This window comes from Leptothrix sp. (in: b-proteobacteria) (assembly GCF_965250675.1).
Lineage (GTDB): Bacteria > Pseudomonadota > Gammaproteobacteria > Burkholderiales > Burkholderiaceae_C > Sphaerotilus.
Map to the genome: position 1 here is coordinate 47868 of NZ_CBDFPH010000008.1, position 21106 is coordinate 68973.

The 21106-nt window shown below is 69.8% G+C and carries 20 protein-coding genes; 10 read left to right on the forward strand and 10 right to left on the reverse strand.

Annotated elements, in window-relative coordinates; all coding sequences use genetic code 11:
• Positions 1 to 22: 22 nt before the first annotated feature.
• The 3 genes from AC5IG3_RS09375 (at position 23) to AC5IG3_RS09385 (ending at position 6161) form a co-directional block, all read left to right on the forward strand.
• Positions 23 to 733 carry a YiaD family glycine zipper/OmpA-like lipoprotein gene (locus AC5IG3_RS09375; RefSeq protein ID WP_491906029.1) on the forward strand — a complete coding sequence of 237 codons (711 nt, stop codon included), beginning with the start codon at positions 23 to 25 and terminating at the stop codon, positions 731 to 733.
• A 128-nt stretch (positions 734 to 861) separates the two neighbouring features.
• Positions 862 to 4977 carry a hybrid sensor histidine kinase/response regulator gene (locus tag AC5IG3_RS09380; protein WP_491906030.1) on the forward strand — a complete coding sequence of 1372 codons (4116 nt, stop codon included), beginning with the start codon at positions 862 to 864 and terminating at the stop codon, positions 4975 to 4977.
• Positions 4977 to 6161, forward strand: coding sequence for a response regulator (locus AC5IG3_RS09385; protein WP_491906031.1), 1185 nt, complete (start codon positions 4977 to 4979; stop codon positions 6159 to 6161). The genes AC5IG3_RS09380 and AC5IG3_RS09385 overlap by 1 nt, the downstream gene beginning before the upstream one ends.
• On the opposite strand, the gene AC5IG3_RS09390 is transcribed toward AC5IG3_RS09385, so the two are convergent.
• From AC5IG3_RS09390 to AC5IG3_RS09410, 5 genes are read right to left on the reverse strand one after another with little or no spacing between them, the layout of a single operon-like run.
• Positions 6124 to 7521: an ATP-binding protein gene (locus AC5IG3_RS09390; RefSeq protein ID WP_491906032.1), complete on the reverse strand. Its 1398-nt coding sequence runs from the start codon at positions 7519 to 7521 to the stop codon at positions 6124 to 6126. The genes AC5IG3_RS09385 and AC5IG3_RS09390 overlap by 38 nt on opposite strands.
• A complete protein-coding gene (locus AC5IG3_RS09395) occupies positions 7518 to 8189 on the reverse strand; it encodes a winged helix-turn-helix domain-containing protein (RefSeq protein WP_491906033.1) in 672 nt (223 codons plus the stop codon). Before AC5IG3_RS09395 ends, AC5IG3_RS09390 begins: the two co-directional genes overlap by 4 nt.
• A gap of 17 nt (positions 8190 to 8206) precedes the next feature.
• Positions 8207 to 8950: a cytochrome b/b6 domain-containing protein gene (locus AC5IG3_RS09400; protein ID WP_491906034.1), complete on the reverse strand. Its 744-nt coding sequence runs from the start codon at positions 8948 to 8950 to the stop codon at positions 8207 to 8209.
• Positions 8922 to 9401, reverse strand: a complete 480-nt coding sequence (locus tag AC5IG3_RS09405) for a diheme cytochrome c (RefSeq protein ID WP_491906035.1) — start codon at positions 9399 to 9401, stop codon at positions 8922 to 8924. The genes AC5IG3_RS09400 and AC5IG3_RS09405 overlap by 29 nt, the downstream gene beginning before the upstream one ends.
• Before the next feature lie 4 nt (positions 9402 to 9405).
• Positions 9406 to 9852, reverse strand: a complete 447-nt coding sequence (locus AC5IG3_RS09410) for a DUF1924 domain-containing protein (RefSeq protein WP_491906036.1) — start codon at positions 9850 to 9852, stop codon at positions 9406 to 9408.
• Positions 9853 to 9950: 98 nt separating this feature from the next.
• Here AC5IG3_RS09410 and AC5IG3_RS09415 point away from each other — a divergent pair, with 98 nt between their 5' ends.
• A complete protein-coding gene (locus AC5IG3_RS09415) occupies positions 9951 to 10364 on the forward strand; it encodes a DUF2442 domain-containing protein (protein ID WP_491906037.1) in 414 nt (137 codons plus the stop codon).
• Here the strand turns inward: AC5IG3_RS09415 and AC5IG3_RS09420 are convergent.
• Complete coding sequence (locus AC5IG3_RS09420) at positions 10350 to 11552, reverse strand: multidrug effflux MFS transporter (protein WP_491906038.1); 1203 nt, start codon at positions 11550 to 11552, stop codon at positions 10350 to 10352. The two genes, AC5IG3_RS09415 and AC5IG3_RS09420, sit on opposite strands and share 15 nt — an antisense overlap.
• Before the next feature lie 150 nt (positions 11553 to 11702).
• Here AC5IG3_RS09420 and AC5IG3_RS09425 point away from each other — a divergent pair, with 150 nt between their 5' ends.
• The 5 genes from AC5IG3_RS09425 (at position 11703) to AC5IG3_RS09445 (ending at position 15468) form a co-directional block, all read left to right on the forward strand.
• On the forward strand, positions 11703 to 12236 hold the full coding sequence (locus tag AC5IG3_RS09425) for a CAP domain-containing protein (protein ID WP_491906039.1): 534 nt from the start codon (positions 11703 to 11705) through the stop codon (positions 12234 to 12236).
• Between the two features lie 22 nt (positions 12237 to 12258).
• The gene (locus AC5IG3_RS09430; RefSeq protein WP_491906040.1) at positions 12259 to 12642 is read left to right on the forward strand and encodes a hypothetical protein; all 384 of its coding nucleotides are present in this window, start codon (positions 12259 to 12261) and stop codon (positions 12640 to 12642) included.
• Positions 12639 to 13796, forward strand: coding sequence for an HD domain-containing phosphohydrolase (locus AC5IG3_RS09435; RefSeq protein WP_491906041.1), 1158 nt, complete (start codon positions 12639 to 12641; stop codon positions 13794 to 13796). Before AC5IG3_RS09430 ends, AC5IG3_RS09435 begins: the two co-directional genes overlap by 4 nt.
• Positions 13793 to 15010, forward strand: coding sequence for an HD-GYP domain-containing protein (locus AC5IG3_RS09440; RefSeq protein WP_491906042.1), 1218 nt, complete (start codon positions 13793 to 13795; stop codon positions 15008 to 15010). The genes AC5IG3_RS09435 and AC5IG3_RS09440 overlap by 4 nt, the downstream gene beginning before the upstream one ends.
• A gap of 77 nt (positions 15011 to 15087) precedes the next feature.
• On the forward strand, positions 15088 to 15468 hold the full coding sequence (locus AC5IG3_RS09445) for a hypothetical protein (RefSeq protein WP_491906043.1): 381 nt from the start codon (positions 15088 to 15090) through the stop codon (positions 15466 to 15468).
• Positions 15469 to 15542: 74 nt separating this feature from the next.
• Here AC5IG3_RS09445 and AC5IG3_RS09450 read toward each other — a convergent pair whose 3' ends face one another.
• Together AC5IG3_RS09450 and AC5IG3_RS09455 are read right to left on the reverse strand one after the other, a co-directional pair.
• A complete protein-coding gene (locus AC5IG3_RS09450; RefSeq protein ID WP_491906044.1) occupies positions 15543 to 17744 on the reverse strand; it encodes a malate synthase G in 2202 nt (733 codons plus the stop codon).
• Between the two features lie 25 nt (positions 17745 to 17769).
• The gene (locus AC5IG3_RS09455; RefSeq protein WP_491906045.1) at positions 17770 to 18174 is read right to left on the reverse strand and encodes a heme-binding protein; all 405 of its coding nucleotides are present in this window, start codon (positions 18172 to 18174) and stop codon (positions 17770 to 17772) included.
• Positions 18175 to 18303: 129 nt separating this feature from the next.
• Here AC5IG3_RS09455 and AC5IG3_RS09460 point away from each other — a divergent pair, with 129 nt between their 5' ends.
• Positions 18304 to 19239: a LysR family transcriptional regulator gene (locus tag AC5IG3_RS09460; RefSeq protein WP_491906046.1), complete on the forward strand. Its 936-nt coding sequence runs from the start codon at positions 18304 to 18306 to the stop codon at positions 19237 to 19239.
• 26 nt (positions 19240 to 19265) lie between these two features.
• Here AC5IG3_RS09460 and AC5IG3_RS09465 read toward each other — a convergent pair whose 3' ends face one another.
• Both AC5IG3_RS09465 and AC5IG3_RS09470 read right to left on the reverse strand, forming a co-directional pair.
• Entirely contained in the window at positions 19266 to 20180 is a 915-nt protein-coding gene (locus AC5IG3_RS09465; protein ID WP_491906047.1) for a metal ABC transporter solute-binding protein, Zn/Mn family, read from the reverse strand.
• A gap of 17 nt (positions 20181 to 20197) precedes the next feature.
• Positions 20198 to 21073, reverse strand: coding sequence for a metal ABC transporter permease (locus tag AC5IG3_RS09470; RefSeq protein WP_491906048.1), 876 nt, complete (start codon positions 21071 to 21073; stop codon positions 20198 to 20200).
• Positions 21074 to 21106 lie beyond the last annotated feature (33 nt).

Consider the following 21106-nt stretch of genomic DNA (forward strand, 5'->3'; position numbering starts at 1 on the left):
CGGTTTCCCCTGGAGTACTTTGATGACCCAACTGTTCCCGTTCCCGTCCCTTTCCCTGACCTCGACCCCTGCGGCGGCGACCCTGCCGCAGCGTCGCCCGACGGCCTGGCTGGCCCTGGGCCTGAGCGCCAGCCTGCTGCTGGGCGCCTGCGCCAACATGGGTGAACGCGAGCAGGGCACGGCCAAGGGCGCGGCCATCGGTGCTGCAGGTGGCGCGATCCTGAGCTCGGTCACGGGCGGCAAGGCCGGCAAGGGCGCGGTCATCGGTGGCGCGCTGGGCGCGGTCGCCGGCAACCTGTGGTCCAAGCGCATGGAAGACAAGCGCCGTGCGATGGAGCAGGCCACGCAAGGCACGGGCATCGACGTGAGCCGCACGGAGGACAACCAGCTCAAGGTCAACGTGCCGAGCGACTTCTCGTTCGACGTGGGCCAGTCGCGCGTCAAGCCCGCGATGCAGCCGGTGCTGGTGAAGTTCGCGCAGGGACTGGACGCTACGCAGCGCGTGCGCATCGTCGGTCACACCGACAACACCGGCAGCGACGCCGTCAACAACCCGCTGTCGGTCGACCGCGCTGCTGCCGTGCGCGACTACCTGGTCACGCAGGGCCTGGCCTCCAGCCGCGTGCAGGTCGAAGGCCGTGGCGAACGCGAACCGGTCGCCGACAACGCCAGCGCCGATGGCCGGGCACGCAACCGCCGGGTCGAAATCTTCCTGCGCGAAGCACAGCAGTAACCAGAACCGTTGCCCGTCCGTCGGAGACCGGTGACAGGCGTCAACGCCGGACACCACTACACGGTGTAGTGGTGTGTCACCCGGCGTCATGCGAATGCGCTAGAGTTGTTCGCAAGGACGCCAGCGCCATGCGCATCAAGTATTCGAGCCAGCTCATCACAGTGGCCATCCTCGTGGCCTCGTGCATTAGTGTGGGCACCCACTGGTACGCAGGTCAGTTGCTGGATCAGCGCAAGCAGGCGCATGACGCGCTCTACCAGTCGCTCAAGGCGATGGACCTGCTGACCGAAGGCAGTGATGCCCTCACCAATGCCACCAAGGCCTACGCAGCAACGGCCGACCCGCGCTACGAACAGGACTTCCAGGTCGAGCTGACCCAGCGCCGCGCCCGCGAGCAGGCCGTGCAACTCCTGTCGGCGCTGAACACGCCCGCCGACGAAATGGTGCTGGTGATGCAGGCCAAGGAGAAGTCCGACGAACTGGTCCGGCTGGAGCGACGCATCCTGGTCGCAGTGAACAACCGCGCCAACAGCGAGGCCCTTGAGCTGGCCTTCGGCGAGGAGTTCCGTCGCGGCAAGGCCGCCGTGACGGAGCCGTTGCAACTGGTGCGCGCCCGCACCGAGACCCGGCTGCTGGCGCAGGTCAAGGACTTGAGCGAGCGATCGGCCGCCGCCTCGCTGCAGGCCATGGTGGTGCTGGTGCTGAGCCTGGCGCTGTCGCTCGGCGCCGTGCTGGTGTTCTTCCAGCGCCGGGTGATCTCACCGCTGATCACGCTCACGGGCAGCACGGCCCGCATGCTGGCGGGCGAAGCCGATGTGCGCTTCGATCACACCGACGAGGCCAACGAGATCGGCGACCTGGCACGCTCGCTGGACGACTATCGCCGCGTCAGCCTCGAAACCGAGCAGCAGCGCTGGGTCAAGACAAGCCTGGCCGACATCGCCGATGCCCTGCAGCACGGCGATGGCACCACCGATTTTTCCCAGGCCCTGCTGACCCGGCTGGCGCCGCTGCTGTCATGCGGCGCCGCCGCCGTGTACCTGCAGGAAGAAGCCGGCCAGCCCTATGTGTTCTGCAGCGGCTGGGGCGTGGACCGGCTCACGCCGGAGCTCAGCCGCTTCGAGCCCGGCCAGGGCCTGGTCGGCCAGGCTGCGCTCGACGGCAAGCCGCTGCTGCTGCCCGCCGTGCCTGCCGGACAGCTGCAGATCGCCAGCGGCCTGGGGCGCGGTGATCCCGGCATGGTGATCGTCGTGCCGCTGCACAGCAGCGAGCGCGTGCTGGCCGTGCTGACGCTGGCCACGCACGTGGCGCCCGACACGCGGCAGTGGACGCTGCTCAACGAGCTCTCCAACACGGTAGCGCCGCGCCTGGTCATCCTGATGCGCAACATGCGCACGCGCCAGTTGCTGCAAGCGACGCAGCAGCAGTCCGAGCAGCTGCAGGCCCAGGCCATCGAGCTGAAGGCACAGCAGGAGTCGACCCGGGCCACGGAACGCTGGTATTCGGCGCTGATCGAATCGGCACCCGACGGCATGCTGGTGGCCGACGCCGAAGGCCACATCATCCTGACCAATGTGCGGCTGGACGCGCTGTTCGGCTACGAGCGCGGCGAGCTGATCGGCCAGCTCGTCGAGCAGTTGGTGCCCGGCGCAGCGCAACGCGGCCACGCGAAACTGCGGGCGAGCTACCACGCCGAGGGCACGTCGCGGGCGATGGGCACGCTCGACATGCCGCTGTTCGGCCTGTGCAAGGACGGCACGCAGGTGCCGGTCGAAGTCGGCCTGTCGTTGCTGCCGGAGTTCGAGTTGCGCGGCCGCTGCGTCTGCGCTGCGGTGCGCGACGCGACCGAAAAACGCCAGCGCGACCAAGATATCCGCCAGGCCCGCGATCTGGCCGAGGAGGCCACGCGCATGAAGTCGGACTTCCTGGCCAACATGAGCCACGAGATCCGCACGCCCATGAACGCCATCGTCGGCCTGAGCCACCTGGCGCTCAAGACCGGGCTGACGCCGCGCCAGCGCAGCTACCTGCAGAAGATCCAGCAGTCGAGCCAGCATCTGCTGGGGCTGATCAACGACATCCTCGACTTCTCGCGCATCGAGGCCGGCCGGCTCGACATCGAGCACACCGACTTCGCACTGAGCGCCGTGCTCGACAACGTCGCCAACCTGATCCACGAGAAGGCCGCCGACAAGGGGCTGGAGCTGATCATCGACGTCGGCCACGACATCCCCGACAACCTGGTGGGCGACCCGCTGCGGCTGGGACAGATCCTGATCAACTACAGCAACAACGCGGTGAAGTTCACCGAGCGCGGCGAGATCAATATCGTGGTGCGCAAGCAGACGGAAGACGAACGCCGCGTCTGCCTGCACTTCGCCGTGCGCGACACCGGCATCGGCCTGAGCGAGGAGCAGGCCAGCCGGCTGTTTCAGAGCTTCTCGCAGGCCGACAGCTCGACCAGCCGGCGCTACGGCGGCTCCGGGCTGGGCCTGGTCATCTCGAAGAAGCTGGTCGGGCTGATGCAGGGCGAGGTCGGACTGCAGAGCGTGCTGGGGAGCGGCTCGACCTTCTGGTTCACGGCCTGGTTCGACAAGAGCACCCGCCCGGCGCGCGCCCTGATGCCAGACCCCGACCTGCGCGGCCACCGCCTGCTGGTGGTCGACGACAACGAGAACGCCCGCACCGTGCTGGCCGACCTGGCCACCACCATGACCTTCCGGGTCGACACGGCCGAGTCCGGCGCCAGCGCGGTGGAGGCGGTGCGCCGGGCGGCCAGCACGGGCGAGCCGTTCGAGGTGATCGCCCTCGACTGGCAGATGCCCGGCCTGGACGGGCTGGAAACGGCACGCCAGATCCGCGCGCTGGGCCTCACGCCCAGCCCGCACCTGCTGCTGGTGACGGCCTATGGCCGCGAGGACGTCATCAAGAACGCGCAGGAAGCCGGCCTGGACGCGATCCTGATCAAGCCGGTGAGCGCCTCGCTGCTCTACGACACGCTGGTCCACACGCTGCGCGAGGCCTCGATCCGCCGCGCCGAGGCCTCGCCGGAGGGCGTCGATGCGCAGACGGGCCTGGCCGCCGGCGCCCGCAGCACCTCGGCGCTGGCGGCCCTGGAGGTGCGCAGCACGGTGGTCGAGCGCTCGGTGCTCGAAGCCCGGCTCTCCAGCCTGGCCGGCGCGCACATCCTGCTGGTGGAGGACAACGAGATCAACCAGCAGGTGGCATCCGAGTTGCTGCGCGACGCCGGCTTCGTCGTGGACGTGGCCAACAACGGCGTGCAGGCGCTGGAACAGGCCGGGCGCACCGCCTACGACCTGGTGCTGATGGACATGCAGATGCCGGTGATGGACGGCCTGACCGCCACGCGCGAACTGCGCCGCCGCCCCGACCGGGCCGACCTGCCCATCATCGCCATGACCGCCAACGCCATGCCCGAGCACCGCGAGCAGTGCCTGGCGGCCGGCATGAACGACCACCTGGCCAAGCCGATCGAGCCCGACGCGCTCTGGCGCGCCCTGCTGCAGTGGATTCCACCCCGGTCGAACCTGCAGGAGGAGCCGGAGGAAGCACCGTCCGACACAGGTCGGGCCCTGCCGGAAGCCGTTACGCTGGAGCTGAGCCAGGACATTCCCGGCCTTGATACCCGCCAGGGCCTGCGTCGCGTGCTGGGCAAGCAGGCGCTCTACCTGAACCTGCTGGCGCAGTTCGCCCGCAGTCAGGCCGACAGCCTGGCGCGCATCGACGCGGCGCTGGCGGCAGGCGACACCGGCGCGGCGGCACAGGTGGCGCATGCGCTGCGTGGCGTGGCGGGCAACATCGGCGCCGTCGGAGTGGCCGATGCAGCGGCCCAGCTGGAACAGGCCCTCGACGCCCCAGCCACCCAGGCAGAGATCGCCCTGCACCAGCAGCATCTGACGCTGATGCTGCAGCCGCTGCTGGAAGCGCTGTGCGCCATGACGGTCGACACGCCTGCGGGCACCGTGCCGATCGCCGCCAGCAGCAGCAGCACCTTCACCCAGGCCAGGCTGATGCGGGTCAATGCCGAACTGGCCCTGCTGCTGGCCCAGGGCGACTACCGCGCCACCGCCGTGCTGCAGCGCCACGCCAGGATGCTGACCGCCGCCTACGGCACGCGGTTCGATCAGATGAGCGCGTGCGTGCGCGATTTCGACCATGACGCCGCCCTCGAAACACTGCGGCAAGCCGCCCGTGCGCGCGGGCTGTCGCTCAAGGAGCCGTGATGCGCATTCATCCCAACGGCAACTACGCCTTGCACACCACCGTGCTGGTGGTGGACGACATGCCCGACAACCTGACGCTGATGGGCGAGCTGCTCGGCCCGCACTACCGTGTGCGGGTCACGACCAGCGGCGAGCGGGCGCTCAAGCTCGCCACCAGCGTGCCGCCGCCCGACCTGATCCTGCTCGACATCATGATGCCCGGCATGGACGGCCACGCCGTCTGCGTCGCGCTCAAGCAGGACCCGCGCACGCGCGACATTCCGGTGATCTTCCTGACCTCCCGCAACGAGGCCGAGGACGAACAGCGCGGCCTGGAACTCGGCGCGCTGGACTACATCACCAAGCCCATCAGCCCGGCCATCCTGCTGGCGCGCGTCAAGACCCAGCTCGCGCTCAAGACCAGCACCGACTTCCTGCGCGACCAGAACGCCTTCCTGGAACAGGAGGTGGCGCGCCGCACCCGCGAGGTGATGGCGATCCAGGAAGTGACCATCATGGCGCTGGCCTCGCTGGCCGAGACGCGCGACAACGACACCGGCCAGCACATCCGCCGCACCCAGAATTACGTGCGCGAACTGGCACGGCAGCTGCAGCCGCACCCGCGCTTTTCGCACTTCCTGAGCGACGCCACCATCGAGATGCTGTACCGCTCGGCGCCGCTGCACGACATCGGCAAGGTCGGCATTCCGGACCGCATCCTGCTCAAGCCCGGCAAGCTCACGACCGAGGAATTCGAGATCATGAAAACCCACACCACGCTGGGCTGGCAGGCGCTCGAGCACGCCGAGCAGACGCTGGGCACGCAGGTCGGTTTTCTGCAGGTGGCCAAGGAAATTGCCCTGTCGCACCAGGAAAAGTGGGACGGCAGCGGCTACCCGCAGGCGCTGGCGGGCACGGCCATTCCGATCTCGGCGCGGCTGATGGCGGTGGCCGACGTCTACGACGCGCTGGTCAAGCGCCGCATCTACAAGCAGCCCTTCCCGCACGAGCAGGCCGTGCAGATGATCCAGGCCGGCAGCGGCGAGCACTTCGACCCCGATGTGGTGGAGGCCTTTCTACAGATTCACGAGCGCTTTCGCGCCATCGCCGCCGAGTTCGAGGACCCGGACGGCGACGGGATGGGCAGGCAGATGTATCCGGCCCCGCTCACGCCGCAGCCGATCCAGATGCCCGAGGCCAGCTGACGTGCACCGCCAGCCCGCCCAGATCGGCGGACCGCGCCAGCGCCACGCGGGCGCCCTGCACCTGCGCAATGCGCCGCACGATCGACCAGCCCAGGCCGCTGCCGCTGGCCGAGTCGGCCCGCAGCACGCGGTAGAAGCGCTCGCCCAGCCGGGCGATTTCGGCGTCGCTCAGGCCGGGGCCGCTGTCCTGCACGTCGAGCACCGCCTGATCGCCCTCCGTGCGCACCGCCACGCGGATCTGCGCGCCCGGCGGGCTGTAGCGCACGGCGTTGTCGACCAGGTTGCGCACCAGCACGCCCAGCAGGGCTTCGTTGACACGCACCAGCACGGGGGCGTCGGCGTCCAGTTCCAGGTCCTGACGCTGTGCCAGCGCGCCGCCGGCTGCATCGGCCACCACGCGGCGCGTCAGGGTGGCCAGGTCGACGTCAGCACCTGCGGACGCCGCCGCTGGTGCGCCTTCGGCCTCCAGCCGAGCCAACATCAACAGCTGCTCGACCAGCCGGGTCGCGCGGTCGCAGCCCTGCAGCGTGGCCTGCAAGGCGTGGCGGCGGGTGGCGTCGTCGTCGCCCGCGCCCAGGGCCACCTGCGCCTGCATGCGCAGCGCGGCGATCGGCGTGCGCAGCTCGTGCGCGGCATCGGCGGTGAAGCGGCGCTCGGTGTCCAGCAGGCGGGCAATGCGCTCGAACAGGCCGTTGAGCGCGGCCAGCAGCGGCGCCATCTCGGCCGGTGCAGCGGGCAGTTGCACCGGCTGCAGGTCGTGCGGCGCACGCGCGGCCAGCTTGGCGCTCAGCCGGCGCAGCGGCGCCATGCTGTGCCGCACCGCCGCCCAGACGCCCAGCGCCAGCAGGGCCAGCGCCAGCGCCATCGGCCCGAACACGTTGCCGAGCACGGCCTTGACGATGGCGGCCCGCGAGTCGATCTGCTCGCCCATGTAGACCTGCACATCGCGCCGGGCGGCGTGGGCGGCAAAGATGCGCCAGGGCGTGCCGTCGATGTCACGGGTCGCGAAGCCGCGCTGCTGCGTCAGCATCGGCTCGACCGGGGCATTGGCGGAGCGGGCTGTCAGCTGGCCGTCGCGCCAGACCTGGAACATCACGCGCGGTGCGTAGCGGTGCAGGCTGGGGGCGTCGAGGCGTTCGATTTCATCATCGTCCTCTTCGTGGTCGACGCCGCGCGCCTGCTGGGCCAGCAGCAGCGCGGCCGCCTGCGCCAGATGGCCATCGAGCAGTTCGTCCAGCTCATGGCGCACTTCGCGCCAGGCCAGCAGCGCCGTGCCCAGCGACACCAGCAGCAGCCCGCCCAGCAGCAGCAGCAGCAGCCGGCCCTGCAGCGAGCGCGGCGCACGCAGCCCGCCGGTCATGACGCGCCCGGGTCGCGCGCCACGGTGTAGCCCACGCCGCGCAGGGTCTGGATCAGCTGCGGGCGCAGCTTGCGGCGCAGGTGGTGGATGTGGACTTCGATGGCGTTGCTCTCGACCTCGGTGCCCCAGCTGTAGAGCTGCTGTTCCAGCTGCTCGCGCGACAGCACCCGGCCGGCGTTGAGCAGCAGCGCGTGCAGCAGATCGAACTCCCGCGGGGCCAGCGCCACGTCCTGGCCGTCCAGCTGCACCGTGCGCGCGGCCGGGTCGAGCGCCACGCCCTGCGCGCGCAGGCAGTCCTGCACCTGGCCATGGGCGCGGCGCACCAGCGCACGCAGCCGCGCGCCCAGTTCGTAGAGGTCGACCGGCTTGACGACGTAATCGTCCGCCCCGAGGTCCAGCCCGCGGATGCGGTCGGGCACCGCGTCGCGCGCCGTCAGCACCAGCACCGGCGTGGTCAGGCCGGCGCGGCGCACGCGGGCCAGCACGTCCAGGCCGTCGAGCAGTGGCAGACCCAGATCGAGCACCGCCGCCGCGTAGGACTCGGCGCGCAACTCGCGCTCGGCGGCCAGGCCGTCACGCACCCAGTCGACCTGGAAGCCGAGCTGGCGCAGCCCGGCGCGCAGGCCATCGCCCAGCAGGGCGTCGTCTTCAGCCAGCAGGATGCGCAAGAGGCTGTCTCCGTTGTTCAGTCATCGTCGTCATCATGCCCGCGGTCACTCAAACCGCTCATCAGTGCGGGCACCAGGCCTGGGCTTGCCTCGCCCTGCGGCGCCCCCTGCCACTGCCACCACCAGAAGGCCAGCACGGCGGCCAGCATCAGCGCGGCCAGCCAGCCCCGGTTGCGCTTGACCAGATCCGGCCCTCGACCGGCCACGCGACCGCTCACCATCGGCATGACCAGATTGCGCCGGCGCAGCACGCTCAGGCCCAGCACCAGCGCGATGTGCGCCAGCACCACGATCAGCAGGCTGTTGCCGGCCAGCTCGTGCACCTCTTCGACCCAGTCGCCGGTCAGCTCGGCATAGGTCGCATAGCCGCTGGCGGTGGTCAGCGCCACCAGCGCCAGCACGGCGACGATGACCACCGCCATGGCCAGGTTCTGCGCCAGCGTGCCCGGCCACTGGCCCTGCCGCAGCTGCCGGATCACGCCAGGCAACGCCTGCAGCTTGGCGCCCAGCACCGACCAGCGCGCCGGGCGCGGGCCGATCAGCCCCCAGACCCCCCGGAACACCAGCAGCCCGACCAGGGTGTAGCCGAGCGTGACGTGCACCAGCTGCCAGCGCTCGCTCTCCGCCGTCAGGTAGGCGCCGGCAAAGCTCAGCGCCATCAGCCAGTGGAAGGCGCGGGTCGGCGCGTCGACCGTGCGGCGCGACGGTGCCACCGTGCCCGACGGCAGCGCGTCAGCGGGGGATGCGGACATGGTCTTCATCGAAATCTCCCTTGTCGGCCTGCGTGTGGCAGGCGGTGCAGTTGGCGGCGCTCTTGATGGAGGCGCGCTTCCAGGTCGCCGCCGGGATCTCGTCGTGCTTGCGGATGAACCAGGCCGACTGCGTGATGCGGTCGTTGGGCGGCACCTCACGCACCCGCTTATAGGTGCCGGCGTTGGCGTTGAGCCAGGTCGAGATCTCCTTGATGCTGGCCGCGTCCAGCGAGGCGTCGGTGCCGAAGTGCTTGTCCAGCCCGCCCATCAGCCGCTGCCAGGACGCCGCCGGCAGCATGCCCGGCGGGTAGGCCAGATGGCAGGCGGCGCACTCTTGCTGGTACTTGGGCAGCAGCGGCACGCGCGCCGTGTTGTCATCGGCCCGCGCAGCGCCCATCAGGCCCAGACCCGCGACCCCTGCGGCCAGCACGGCGCGGTAGAAGAAGTTGTGATGTTTCATGGTGTCAGCGCTTGAGGGTGATCAACCAGGCCAGCACATCGGCCTTCTCGGCGGCGCTGCACTCGCGCGCCAGCACGTCCTTGCAATTGCGGCGGAACCACTTCTCGACCTTGGCGCTGTCGGTGAAACGCTCGGCGTTGAACGCCGGCGCCAGCGCCCCGATGGCCTTGCCGGTGGCGGCATGCTTGGCTGCACTGGTGGGCACGGCGCCGTGACAGGAAGCGCAACTCCACTCCTGGCCGTGCTTGGCGTTGAAGAACTGCTGGCCGCGCGCCGTATTGGCCGGCGCACCCGCCTCGGCCGTGTAGCCGGCCAGGAACTCGGCCGGCGTGCTGGCGGCCTGCGCCATCGACGGCGCCAGCAGCGCGGCCATGACCGTCAGCGCGCTCAGGGCGAGTGCGGTCAGAAAGGATCGGGGAATGAATGGGAAGAACAGGGAAACGGGCTTCATGGCACCTCCAAGGCCGCCATGATCCCGTGCCGGGCTTAGGGGTTTCTTAAGGCGAGCACCGGTGAGGTGCACGACCCAGGCGGCAGTACAGTGCGCACATGGCACCCACTGTGGCTCGCGTCGGTCAGTTACGCTTGTTCTTTTTTTCCCGGGAAGAACTGCGGATTCACATCCACGTCGCACATCCCGACGGCGAAGCCAAGTTCTGGCTGACACCTGACGTCGCGCTGTTGAAACCCATCTGGAGGAAATTACCCGTGCATGGAATCAACATTTCCAGCGCTGAAGTCACCCACGTCTCGAAGCATGGCCTTTGGCTGCTGTTGAATGACGAGGAACTCCTGGTGCCTTTCGAGCACTTCCCGTGGTTCCGCAAGGCCACCATCGATCAGTTGACCGAGGTGCAATGGCCCACAGCCAACCACCTCTATTGGCCGCAACTGGACATCGACCTGTCCGTGAAATCGATCCGGACGCCGTCAGCATTTCCGCTGATGTCACGTGTGGGCTGAGTTCGCCTGACGGGCGCCACCCAGCGTCACCCACGTCAAGCCTGCCGCCACCACCGCACACGCGGCGATGCCGCTGACCATCGGCACGGCGGTGCCGTCGACGAACAGCGAGATCACGGCCATCACGATGGCGCCGGTCACCATCTGGAAGGTGCCCAGCAGCGCGGACGCCGTGCCGGCGATGCGGCCGTGCTCCTCCAGCGCCAGCACCGAGGTGGTCGGCACCACCAGGCCCAGGAAGCCGAAGCTCACGAACACCAGGCCGAGCAGCAGCGGCAGCGCCTGCGCGCCGGCCATGAAGCACAGCCACAGCACGCACGCCAGCGTGCTGTAGCCGGCCACGCCCAGGCGCACCACCTGCGGCAGGCCCAGGCGCTTGACCAGCCGGCCGGTGAATTGCGCCACGCCGATGAAGGCCGCCGCGTTGGCCGAGAAGCACAGGCTGTACTGCGTGGGCGTCAGGCCGTAATGCTCGATCAGCACGAACGACGAGTTGGCCAGGTAGACGAAGAAGCTCGCCATCGCGAACGCGCCGATGAAGGTCAGCCCAAGGAAATGCCGGTCGCGCAACAGCGTGGCATAGCCGGCCAGCGCGCTGCGCAGGTCGCTGCCGTGGCGGTCGGCGCCGGGGCGGCTTTCCTGCAGCCAGAGCGCCATCATGGCCATGGCCAGCGCAGCGGCCACGGTGACGGACCAGAAGATGCCGCGCCAGTCGGCAAAGGCGATCATCACGCTGCCGGCCAGCGGCGCCAGGATGGGCGAGACGCTGAAGACCAGCATCAGCAGCGAGGTCAGCCGCGTGGCCTCGGCGCCGGTGTGCAGGTCGCGCACGATGGCACGCGGGATCACCATGCCGGCGCAGGCGCCCGCGCCGGCCAGCATGCGGAAGCCGATCAGCGACTCGATGTCCGGCGCCAGCGCGCAGCCGATGCTGCCGACCGCAAACAGCGCCAGCCCGGCGTAGAGCGGCGGCTTGCGGCCATACATGTCGCTCAGCGGCCCGTAGACCAGCTGGCCGAGGCCGAGTGCCAGGAAGAACACCATCAGGCTCATCTGCACCAGCTGGGTGTCGGCGCGCAGCGCCAGGCCGATGGCGGGCAGCGCCGGCAGGTACATGTCGATCGCAAACGGACCGATGGCAGACAGCAGGCCGAGAATCAGGGCGTGGCGCAGAAGGTTGGAGGGCATGCAGCGGGCCGGGCAGAAAAGGGCACCGATGGTAGGTGAGGCGCCTGCGGTTCGTTTCCCTTGGTATCGAATGAAACAGGCTGCACGAAGACGCCGGGCGGGGTCGGGTGAAACACTTGTCGGATGTCAAAAATCAAAAAATCCACAGGGATGCGTCACCGGTTCACCCCCGCCGCCGCACTGGCCCTCTTCCTGGCCGCCTGCGGTGGCGGCACACTGGAGGCGGCCTCCAGCGCCACGCTGCTGCAGCCCACCGCCTGCGCGGGGCTGCCGTCCACGGCGGCGATGCTCAAGGCCATCAACGACCTGCGCAGCATCGCCCGCAGTTGCGGCGGTACCGCCTACGCCGCCACCACGCCGCTGGCCTGGAACACCGCGCTGGCCCGCGCCGCCCAGGGCCACGCCGACGACATGGCGCAGCGCAACTACTTCTCGCACGACAGCGCCGATGGCCGCTCCTTCGACCAGCGCGCCCAGGCCGCTGGCTACACCGGCAGCACGCTGGGCGAAAACATCTCGGCCGGCCGGACCAGCCTGGACGCCACGCTGAGCAGCTGGCTGGCCAGCCCCGGCCACTGCGCCAACCTGATGAACCCGGCCTACCGCGACGTCGGCCTCAGCTGCGCCAGTGTCAGCGGTGCGCAGTACAGCACTTACTGGGTGCAAATGTTCGGTGCGCCCTGAACGGCGCGGACACAATTCGTCCATGACCCCGAACGTCCCCCTGAACTACCTCGATTTCGAGCTGAGCGACAACACCGAAGGTGTCGTCACCTTCGACGCCATGGCCTCGGCCACGCCGCGCCACCTGAGCGCACTGCATGCGGAAATCACCCGCGTGCTCGACTGGGCGCACGCCACCTTTCCCGACGGCCCGGCCCCCACCGACGAAGGCGCGCCCTGGGACTACGACCTGCAAGGCACGCAGGAGCGCAGCGTGCCGGACGCGCTGCACTACGACGCCCGCACCCGCCGCCTCAGCAGCACGCCCGGCGGCGCCGAAACCCTGCGCCACACCGTGACGCTGTCGATCAGCGGCACCGAGACCTTTGGCGAAGCGTTCCGGGCCGCGTTCGGGGTGAGGGAATGAACACGCTGTCGCGCCTGGCCACCGCGCTGGCCGCGCTGAACGACGCCAGCGCCAGCATGCTGCAGGCCCGCGATGAAGCCGCGCTGCTGGACGCCACGGTGCAGGGCGTGACCGCCGCCGGCCACTATCCGCTGGTGTGGATCGGCCTGGCCGAGGACGATGCCGCCTGCAGCGTGCGCGTGGCCGCGCGCGCCGGGCAGGCGCAGCATTACCTGGATGGCCTGCAGGTCCGCTGGGCCGAAGGGCCGCTGGGCAACGGGCCGACGGGCTGCGCCATCCGCAGCGGTGCGGTGCAGGTCAACAACGCCCTCGCCCTCAACGCCGCATTCCAGCCCTGGAGCGCGCGGGCGCACAGCTTCCACCTGGCCTCATCGATTGCGCTGCCGCTGATGCTGGAGGGCCGCTGCTTCGGCGCGCTGATGGTCTACGCCAGCGAGCCCGACGCCTTCCAGCAGACCGAGCAGCGCCTGTTCGAGCAGTTCGCCAACGGCCTGATGCTGGCGCTGGGCGCCTTCCGCTCGCGCGAGGCGCGCCTGGCCGAGGCACTCCAGCGCGAGGCCGCCGCGCTGCGCCTGGAACAGGTCATGGAAGAGGTGATCGAGACGCTGGCCGAAGCCCTGGCCGAGCGCGACCCCTACACCGTCGGCCACCAGCGCCGGGTGGCCGAGATCTCGCTCAGCCTCGCCCGCCACCTGGGCCTGGACGAGGAGCGCTGCCGGGTGCTGCGGCTGGCGGCGATCGTGCATGACATCGGCAAGATCCGCGTGCCGCTGGAGCTGCTCACCAAGCCCACGCCACTGCGGCCGCAGGAGTTCGCGGTGATCAAGCAGCACGCGCAGGCCAGCCTCGACATCCTCGGCAAGATCGCCTGGCCCTGGCCGCTGCGCGACATCGCCGGCCAGCACCACGAGCGGCTCGACGGCTCGGGCTACCCGGCCGGCCTGAAGGGCGACCAGATCCTGTTCGAGAGCCGCATCCTGGCGGTGGCCGACGTGCTGGAGTCGATGTCGGCCGACCGGCCCTACCGCGCGGCCGTCGGCGTCGCCCAGGCGCTGGAAGTGCTGCAGCGCGAGCGCGGCACCCGGCTCGATGCCGCCGTGGTCGACGCAGCGCTGGCGATCTACGGCCCCGCTGCCGCGCCGGGCGCCGCATGAAAGAGCAGGCCCTCAGCCATGCGCTGATCGAGCTGGTCAGCGTGCCGGTGGCGCTGTGCGTGCTGTTCCTGATGGTGCATGAATGGGCCGGACGGCTGCCCGGGCAGGCGCCGCAGCGGCGCCTGCTGCTGGGCGCGTACGCCGTCTTGCTGCTGGCGACGATGCTGCTGGGCGTGGAAGTCGTCCCCGGCGTGCACATCGACGCCCGCAACGGCGTGGTGGCCGTGGCCACCCTGGCGCTGGGCGCGGCGGGCGGCTTGGGCATCACGCTGGTCGGGGTACTGCTGCGGCTGGCACTGGGAGGCGTCGGGATGTGGCCCGGCGCCATCGGCCTGCTGGCGGCCTGGGCCCTGGCCGTGGCCTGCGGTGCCGCAGCACGGCGGCTCCAGCCAGCGCAGCAGGCCTGGGCCAAGCAGCGCACGCTGGCCCTGGCGGGCCTGGGCGCGGGACTGGCTGCCGTCGGCCCGCTGGTCTGGCTGGATCTGCAAGGCAGCCTGCCCCTGCGCTGGGACCAGATCATGCTGTGCAGCGCCTCACCCTTCATCACCACCGGGCTGCTGGGTGGCTTGATCCAATGGTCGGCCAGCCGCAGCCAGGCCATCCGCAACACCCGGCACGTCAACCACCGGCTGCGCCAGTCGCTGCGCGAGACCGTGGGCGCGCTGTCGGCCGCCATCCTGCACAGCGACCCGGCCGGGGCCGCGCAGCAGCGCCGCGTGGCCGATCTGGCGCAGGCCATCGGGCGCCGCCTGGGACTGGACGAACACCGCCTTGAAGGCCTGGAGCTGGCCGCGCTGGTGCACGACGTCGGCCAGATCGATGTGCCCGGCGAAATCCTCGCCCGCCCCGGTCCGCTCACGCCGGCCGAATACGCGCTGGTGCAGCTGCACCCGAGCATCGGCCACGACATCCTCAAGGACATCGACTTCCCCTGGCCGCTGGCCGAGATGGTCCACCAGCACCACGAGAACATGGACGGCAGCGGCTACCCGCGCGGCCTGCAGGGCGAGCAGATCTGCCTGGAAGCGCGCATCCTGCGCGTGTGCGACATCGTCGAGGCCATGAGCTCGCACCGCGTCTACCGCGCAGCCATCGGCCGGGAACAGGCGCTGCAGGAAATCGAGCGCCTGTCCGGCCGCAAGCTCGACGCCCAGGTCGTCAGCGCCTGCCTGGCGCTGTTTCGCGAGAACGACTACCAGTTGCCCCGGCACTGAGCCCCGCCCTTGCGTCACCGCAAGCCCGCGCGGCCGGGCGCACGGGAACATCGCCATTCAACCCAGGAGTGCAAGCAATGACGATGTTCCATGCCGTGGCCCAGATCGACCACCATCAGGCCCAGGTGCTGCAGTTCGATGCCAAGCAGTCGCAGACGCAGAAGATCAAGGCGCACAGCCATCACACCCGCCAGCACGGCAGCGAGGTGCGCACCGGACACGAGTTCTTCGGCGACGTCTGCACCGCGCTGCAAGGCATCCCCGAGGTGTTGATCGCCGGCTCGCACACCGCGCTGTCGGACTTCAAGCACTACGTCGACAAGCACCGCCCGCAACTCGCGCCGCACATCGTCGGCTACGAGGCCATCGACCACCCGACCGAAGCACAGCTGCTGGCGCTGGCCCGCGACTACTTCCTCAAGTACGACCGCATGGCGGGAACGCCGGTGCCGACCTGAGGCCTGGGCCTGATCCGGCCTGAACGCAAAACGGCGCCCCGCAGGGCGCCGTTTTCATTCGGTGACCGGCTCGATCAACCCGCTGCCTTCACCTTCAACCGCCACGCGTGCAGCAACGGCTCGGTGTAGCCGCTCGGCTGCGCCTTGCCCTTGAAGACCAAGTCCAGCGCCGCCTGGAAAGCCGCGCCGTCCGGGTGGGCGACCAGCGACTTGTAGAGCGCGTCGCCCGCGTTCTGGCCGTCGACCACCGCCGCCATGCGCGTGAAGGTCTCGCGCACCTGCGCCTCGCTGACCACGCCGTGGTGCAGCCAGTTGGCGATGTGCTGGCTGCTGATGCGCAGGGTGGCCCGGTCTTCCATCAGGCCGACGCCGTTGATGTCGGGCACCTTGGAGCAGCCCACGCCCTGGTCGATCCAGCGCACCACGTAGCCGAGGATGCCCTGGACGTTGTTGTCCAGCTCCTGCTGACGCTCGACCGCGCTCCAGTTCGGGTTGGCGGTGACCGGAATGGTCAGCAGGTTGTTGAGCAGGGTCTCGGTGAGGGCGGCGTTGTCGGCGTCACCGCTGGCTTCGATCTGCTGCTGCACTGCGGCCACGCTGACCTGGTGGTAGTGCAGCGCGTGCAGCGTCGCGGCGGTGGGCGACGGCACCCACGCGGTGTTGGCACCCGCCTTGGGGTGGCCGATCTTCTGTTCCAGCATGGCGGCCATCAGGTCGGGCATGGCCCACATGCCCTTGCCGATCTGGGCGCGGCCGCGCAGGCCGCAGGAGAGGCCGATCAGCACGTTGCGGCGCTCGTAGGCGGCGATCCAGGCGCTGGACTTGATGTCGCCCTTGCGCAGCATCGGGCCGGCGAGCATGGCGGTGTGCATCTCGTCGCCGGTGCGGTCGAGGAAGCCGGTGTTGATGAAGGCCACGCGGCTGCTGGCCGCGGCGATGCAGGCCTTCAGGTTGACGCTGGTGCGGCGCTCCTCGTCCATGATGCCGAGCTTGACGGTGCTGTCGGGCAGGCCGAGCAGCTGCTCGACGCGGCCGAACAGCTCGCCGGCAAACGCCACTTCGGCCGGGCCGTGCATCTTCGGCTTGACGATGTAGATGCTGCCGGTGCGCGAGTTGCGCAGGCCGTTGGCGCCGTGGCCCTGCAGGTCGTGCAGCGCGATGGTGGTGGTAACGACGGCGTCGAGGATGCCCTCCGGAATCTCGCGCTGGTCAGCACCCCACAGGATGGCCGGGTTGGTCATCAGGTGGCCAACATTGCGCAGGAACATCAGGCTGCGGCCGTGCAGCCGCACTTCGCCGCCGTTGGCGCCGGTGTAGACACGGTCGGCGTTCAGGCTGCGGGTGAAGGTCTTGCCGCCCTTGGCGACTTCCTCGGTCAGCGTGCCCAGCTGGATGCCGAGCCAGTTGCGGTAGGCCAGCACCTTGTCTTCGGCGTCCACCGCGGCGACCGAGTCTTCCAGGTCAAGGATGGTCGACAGCGCCGACTCGACGATCACGTCGCTGATGCCCGCCGCGTCGCTGGCGCCGATGGTGGTGCTGCGGTCGATCTGGATGTCGAGGTGCAAGCCGTTGTGCACCAGCAGCACCGAGGTGGGCGCGGCAGCGTCGCCGGTGTAGCCGACCAGCTGGGCCGGGTTCTCCAGGCCGGTGACGACACCACCGGGCATCGACACCACCAGCTGGCCCGCTTCCACTGCGTAGCCGGTGGCGCGGACGTGGCTGGCGTTGACCAGCGGCGCAGCGTTGTCGAGCACGGCGCGGGCGTAGGCGATGACCTTGGCGCCGCGCACGGGGTTGTAGCCACGGCCTTTTTCGGCGCCATCGGCGTCAGGGATGGCGTCGGTGCCGTAGAGCGCGTCGTACAGGCTGCCCCAGCGGGCGTTGGCGGCGTTGAGGGCGTAGCGGGCGTTCAGGATCGGCACGACCAGCTGCGGGCCGGCTTGCAACGCCAGCTCGGCATCGACGTTGGCCGTGGTGGCGCCGACCTGCGCCGGCACGGGCACGAGGTAGCCGATCTGCTCCAGAAAGGCGCGGTAGGCCGGCATGTCGCTGATCGGGCCGGGGTGCGCCGTGTGCCAGGCATCCAGCTCGGTCTGCAGGCGATCACGCTCGGCCAGCAGCGCGGCGTTCTTGGGCGCCAGGTCGGCGACGATGCTGTTGAAGCCGCTCCAGAAAGCGGCTTGGTCGACGCCGGTGCCGGGCAGCACCTGGGTGTTGATGAAATCGGCCAGCTCGGTGGCCACTTGCAGGCCGTGAATTTGAGTGCGTGCGGTCATGGTGAAGTCCTCAATGGCAATCGGTTCAGCCCAGCGCGGCAATGCCGGCGCGGGCGATCTGGGCGTCCTGGTCGGATTTGACGCCCGACACGCCCACCGCGCCGACCACATGGCCGTCGACGATCACCGGCACGCCGCCTTCCAGCATGCCCTGGATCATCGGCGCGGACAGGAAGGACATGCGGCCGCCGTTGATGACGTCCTCATAGACCTTGCTTTCGCGGCGGCCCAGCGCCGAGGTGCGGGCCTTCTCGGGCGCGATGTAGCTGCTGACCGGCGCGGCGCCGTCCAGGCGGATCTGGCCGAGCAGGTGGCCGCCGTCATCGACCACGGCAATGCTGACGGCCCAGCCATGGGCCAGCGCCTCGGCGCGGGCGGCGGCCAGGATCAGGTCGGTGTCGGCAACGGTCAGGAAGGCTTTGGTTTGCATGGTGTGTCCCATCGAAAGAAATCAGGTTTGTACTTGCTTGTACTTTGAGATGACTGTATTTGATACCCAGTCAACCATTGACAACCTGAAAATCGAATCATTGATGACTGAAATGCACATAATCAAGTCATGGACCGCCTCAAACAGCTCGAAACCCTGGTCGCCGTGGCCGCCAAAGGCAGCATGACGGCGGCGGCCCATGCCGAGGGCGTGGCGCCTGCGGTGATCGGTCGGCGCATCGACGCGCTGGAGTCGCGCCTGGGCGTCAAGCTGCTGCTGCGCACCACCCGGCGCCTGAGCCTGACGCACGAGGGCGCCGCCTTTCTGGAAGACGCCCAGCGCGTGCTGGCCGACCTGGCCAATGCCGAGGCCAGCGTCAGCGCCGGCGGCGTCAAGGCCAGCGGGCATTTGCGCATCACCGCGCCCGGCGGGTTCGGGCGGCGGCATGTGGCGCCGCTGGTGCCGCAATTCCTGGCGCTGCACCCGGAGGTGAGCCTGTCGCTCAACCTGTCGGACCGGGTGATCGATCTGGTGAATGAAAGCTACGACTGCGCCGTGCGCGTGGGCGACCTGCCCGACTCCAGCCTGATCAGCGTGCGCCTGGCGGACAACCGCCGCCGGCTGGTCGCGTCACCGGCCTATCTGGCCCGCGCCGGCACGCCCGCGCACCCTTCGGAGTTGATGCGGCACGAGTGCCTGACGCTCAGCTCCGAGGCCAGCCAGTCGCGCGGCTGGGCGTTTCTGGTGGCGGACGACAGCGGCGCCGAGGTGCAGCACTTCCGCCCGCCCGGCCGGCTCGATTGCAGCGACGGCCAGGTGCTGCACGCCTGGTGCCTGGCCGGCCTGGGGCTGGCGTGGCGCAGCACCTGGGAGGTCGACCGCGACCTGGCCGCCGGCCGGCTGGTCAGCGTGCTGGACGACTTCGCCGCGCCGCCCAACGGCATCTACGCCGTCTTTCCTCACGCCAAGCACCTGCCGCTGCGCATGCGGCTGTGGATCGATTTCCTGAAACACAGCTACGGCGCCGCCGGTTACTGGGCGGCAGAGCCGGCGGCCGCGTACTGAGGCACTGAAATCAGGCCCCGTGCCGCTCAGAGATCCGGACGCGGAGCCGGCGCGGCCCCCAGCGCATCGGCCATCGCCCAGGCGTTGTGGGCGAACAGGCGCAGGTAGCTGTCGGCCGGTCCGCCCGGCGCCGAGAGCGCATCGGCATAGAGACGCCCACCCACCCGGGCACCGCTTTCAGCGGCGATGCGGGTCATCAGCTGGGTGTCGGTGATGTTCTCGATGAACACCGCGCGCAGCTGCTGCTGGCGGATCAGCGTGATGAGGCGGGCCACGGCGGCAGCGGACGGCTCGCGCTCGGTGCTCCAGCCGCGCGGCGAGACGAACTCGACGCCGTAGGCCGCGCTGAAGTAACCGAACGCGTCGTGCGAGCTGACCACGCGGCGCTGGCCCGCCGGCACCGTGGCCAGTCGGGCGCGCACCTGGGCGTCGAGCGCGCCCAGGCGGGCGCTGTAGGCCGCAGCGCGTTCGCGCACCAGCGGGGCCTGGTCGGGGCGCGCCTGCGCCACCGCATCGCGCAGGTTGTCGACGCAGCGGCGCGCCAGCGCCAGGTCTTGCCAGACGTGCGGGTCGGCGCCGCCGCCCACCTTGCGCGCGGTCAGGCCGGCACTGGTCACCACCACCGGGCCGCGATAGCCCGAGGCTTTCACCAACCGGTCCAGCCAGCCTTCGAAACCCAGGCCGTTGACCACCACCAGGTCCGCACGGGCCACGCGCTTGACGTCGGCGGGCGATGGCGAGTAGCCGTGGGCATCGACTTCCGCACCCACCAGCGTGCTGACCTCGGTGCCGGGCGGCGCGACCTGCCGCACCCAGTCCCCCAGGATCGAGAAGCTGGCGACAATGCGCAGCGGACGCGGGCTCACGGCTTGAGCCCGCAGGTGCGCAGGCAGTGCAGCAGCGGCGAGCGCGGCCAGGTTGAAATGACGGCGTGACAACATGAACAACTCCAGGCGATTCAACCCGCCCGATGGCGCGGGTTGCGCCACCAGCGCCACAGCAGGCCGTCGATCGGCCCCAGCAGCACCGACAGCAGGTAGACCGCGCCGCTGACCAGCACGATGCTGGGGCCGGACGGCAGTTCGGCGTAGTACGACAGCAGCAGGCCGAACGCGCCGGCGCCCGCGCCGATCAGCGCAGCCACGCCGGCCATGCGCGCCAAGTCGTTGGCCCAGAAGCGTGCGGCAATCGCCGGCAGCATCATCTGGCCGACCGCCATCAGCGTGCCCAGCGCCTGGAAACCGCTGACCAGATTCGCCACCACCAGCGCCAGCAGGCCGTAATGCACCCAGGCGCCGGGGCCACCGACGCTGCGCAGGAAGCCGGGGTCGAAGCTCTCCATCACCAGCGGGCGCCAGATCAGCGCCAGCACCAGCAGCGTGACGCTCGACACACCGGCCACCAGCAGCAGCGCATCGTCATCGATGGCCAGCACGCTGCCGAACAGCACGTGCAGCAGGTCGACGCTGCTGCCCCGCAGCGACAGCAGCACCACGCCGAGCGCCAGCGCGATCAGGTAGAAGGCGGCGAAGTTGGCGTCCTCGCGCTGGCGCGTCACGCGGGTCACGGCGCCGGCCAGCAGCGCGACGCTCAGCGCGGCCACGAACGCGCCCAGGCCCATGGCCGGCAGTGACAGGCCGGCCACCAGGTAGCCGACTGCCGCGCCGGGCAGCAGCGCGTGCGCCATGACGTCGCCCATCAGGCTCATGCGGCGCAGCACCAGCAGGCAGCCCAGCGGGGCACTGGAGACAGCCAGCACCAGCGTGGCGACCAGCGCGCGCCGCATGAAGGCAAATTCGGCAAAGGGCTGGCAAACCAGGCTGTAGAGATCCACGCGGGCGAGTTCCGGGCTGGGGGAATGAATTGA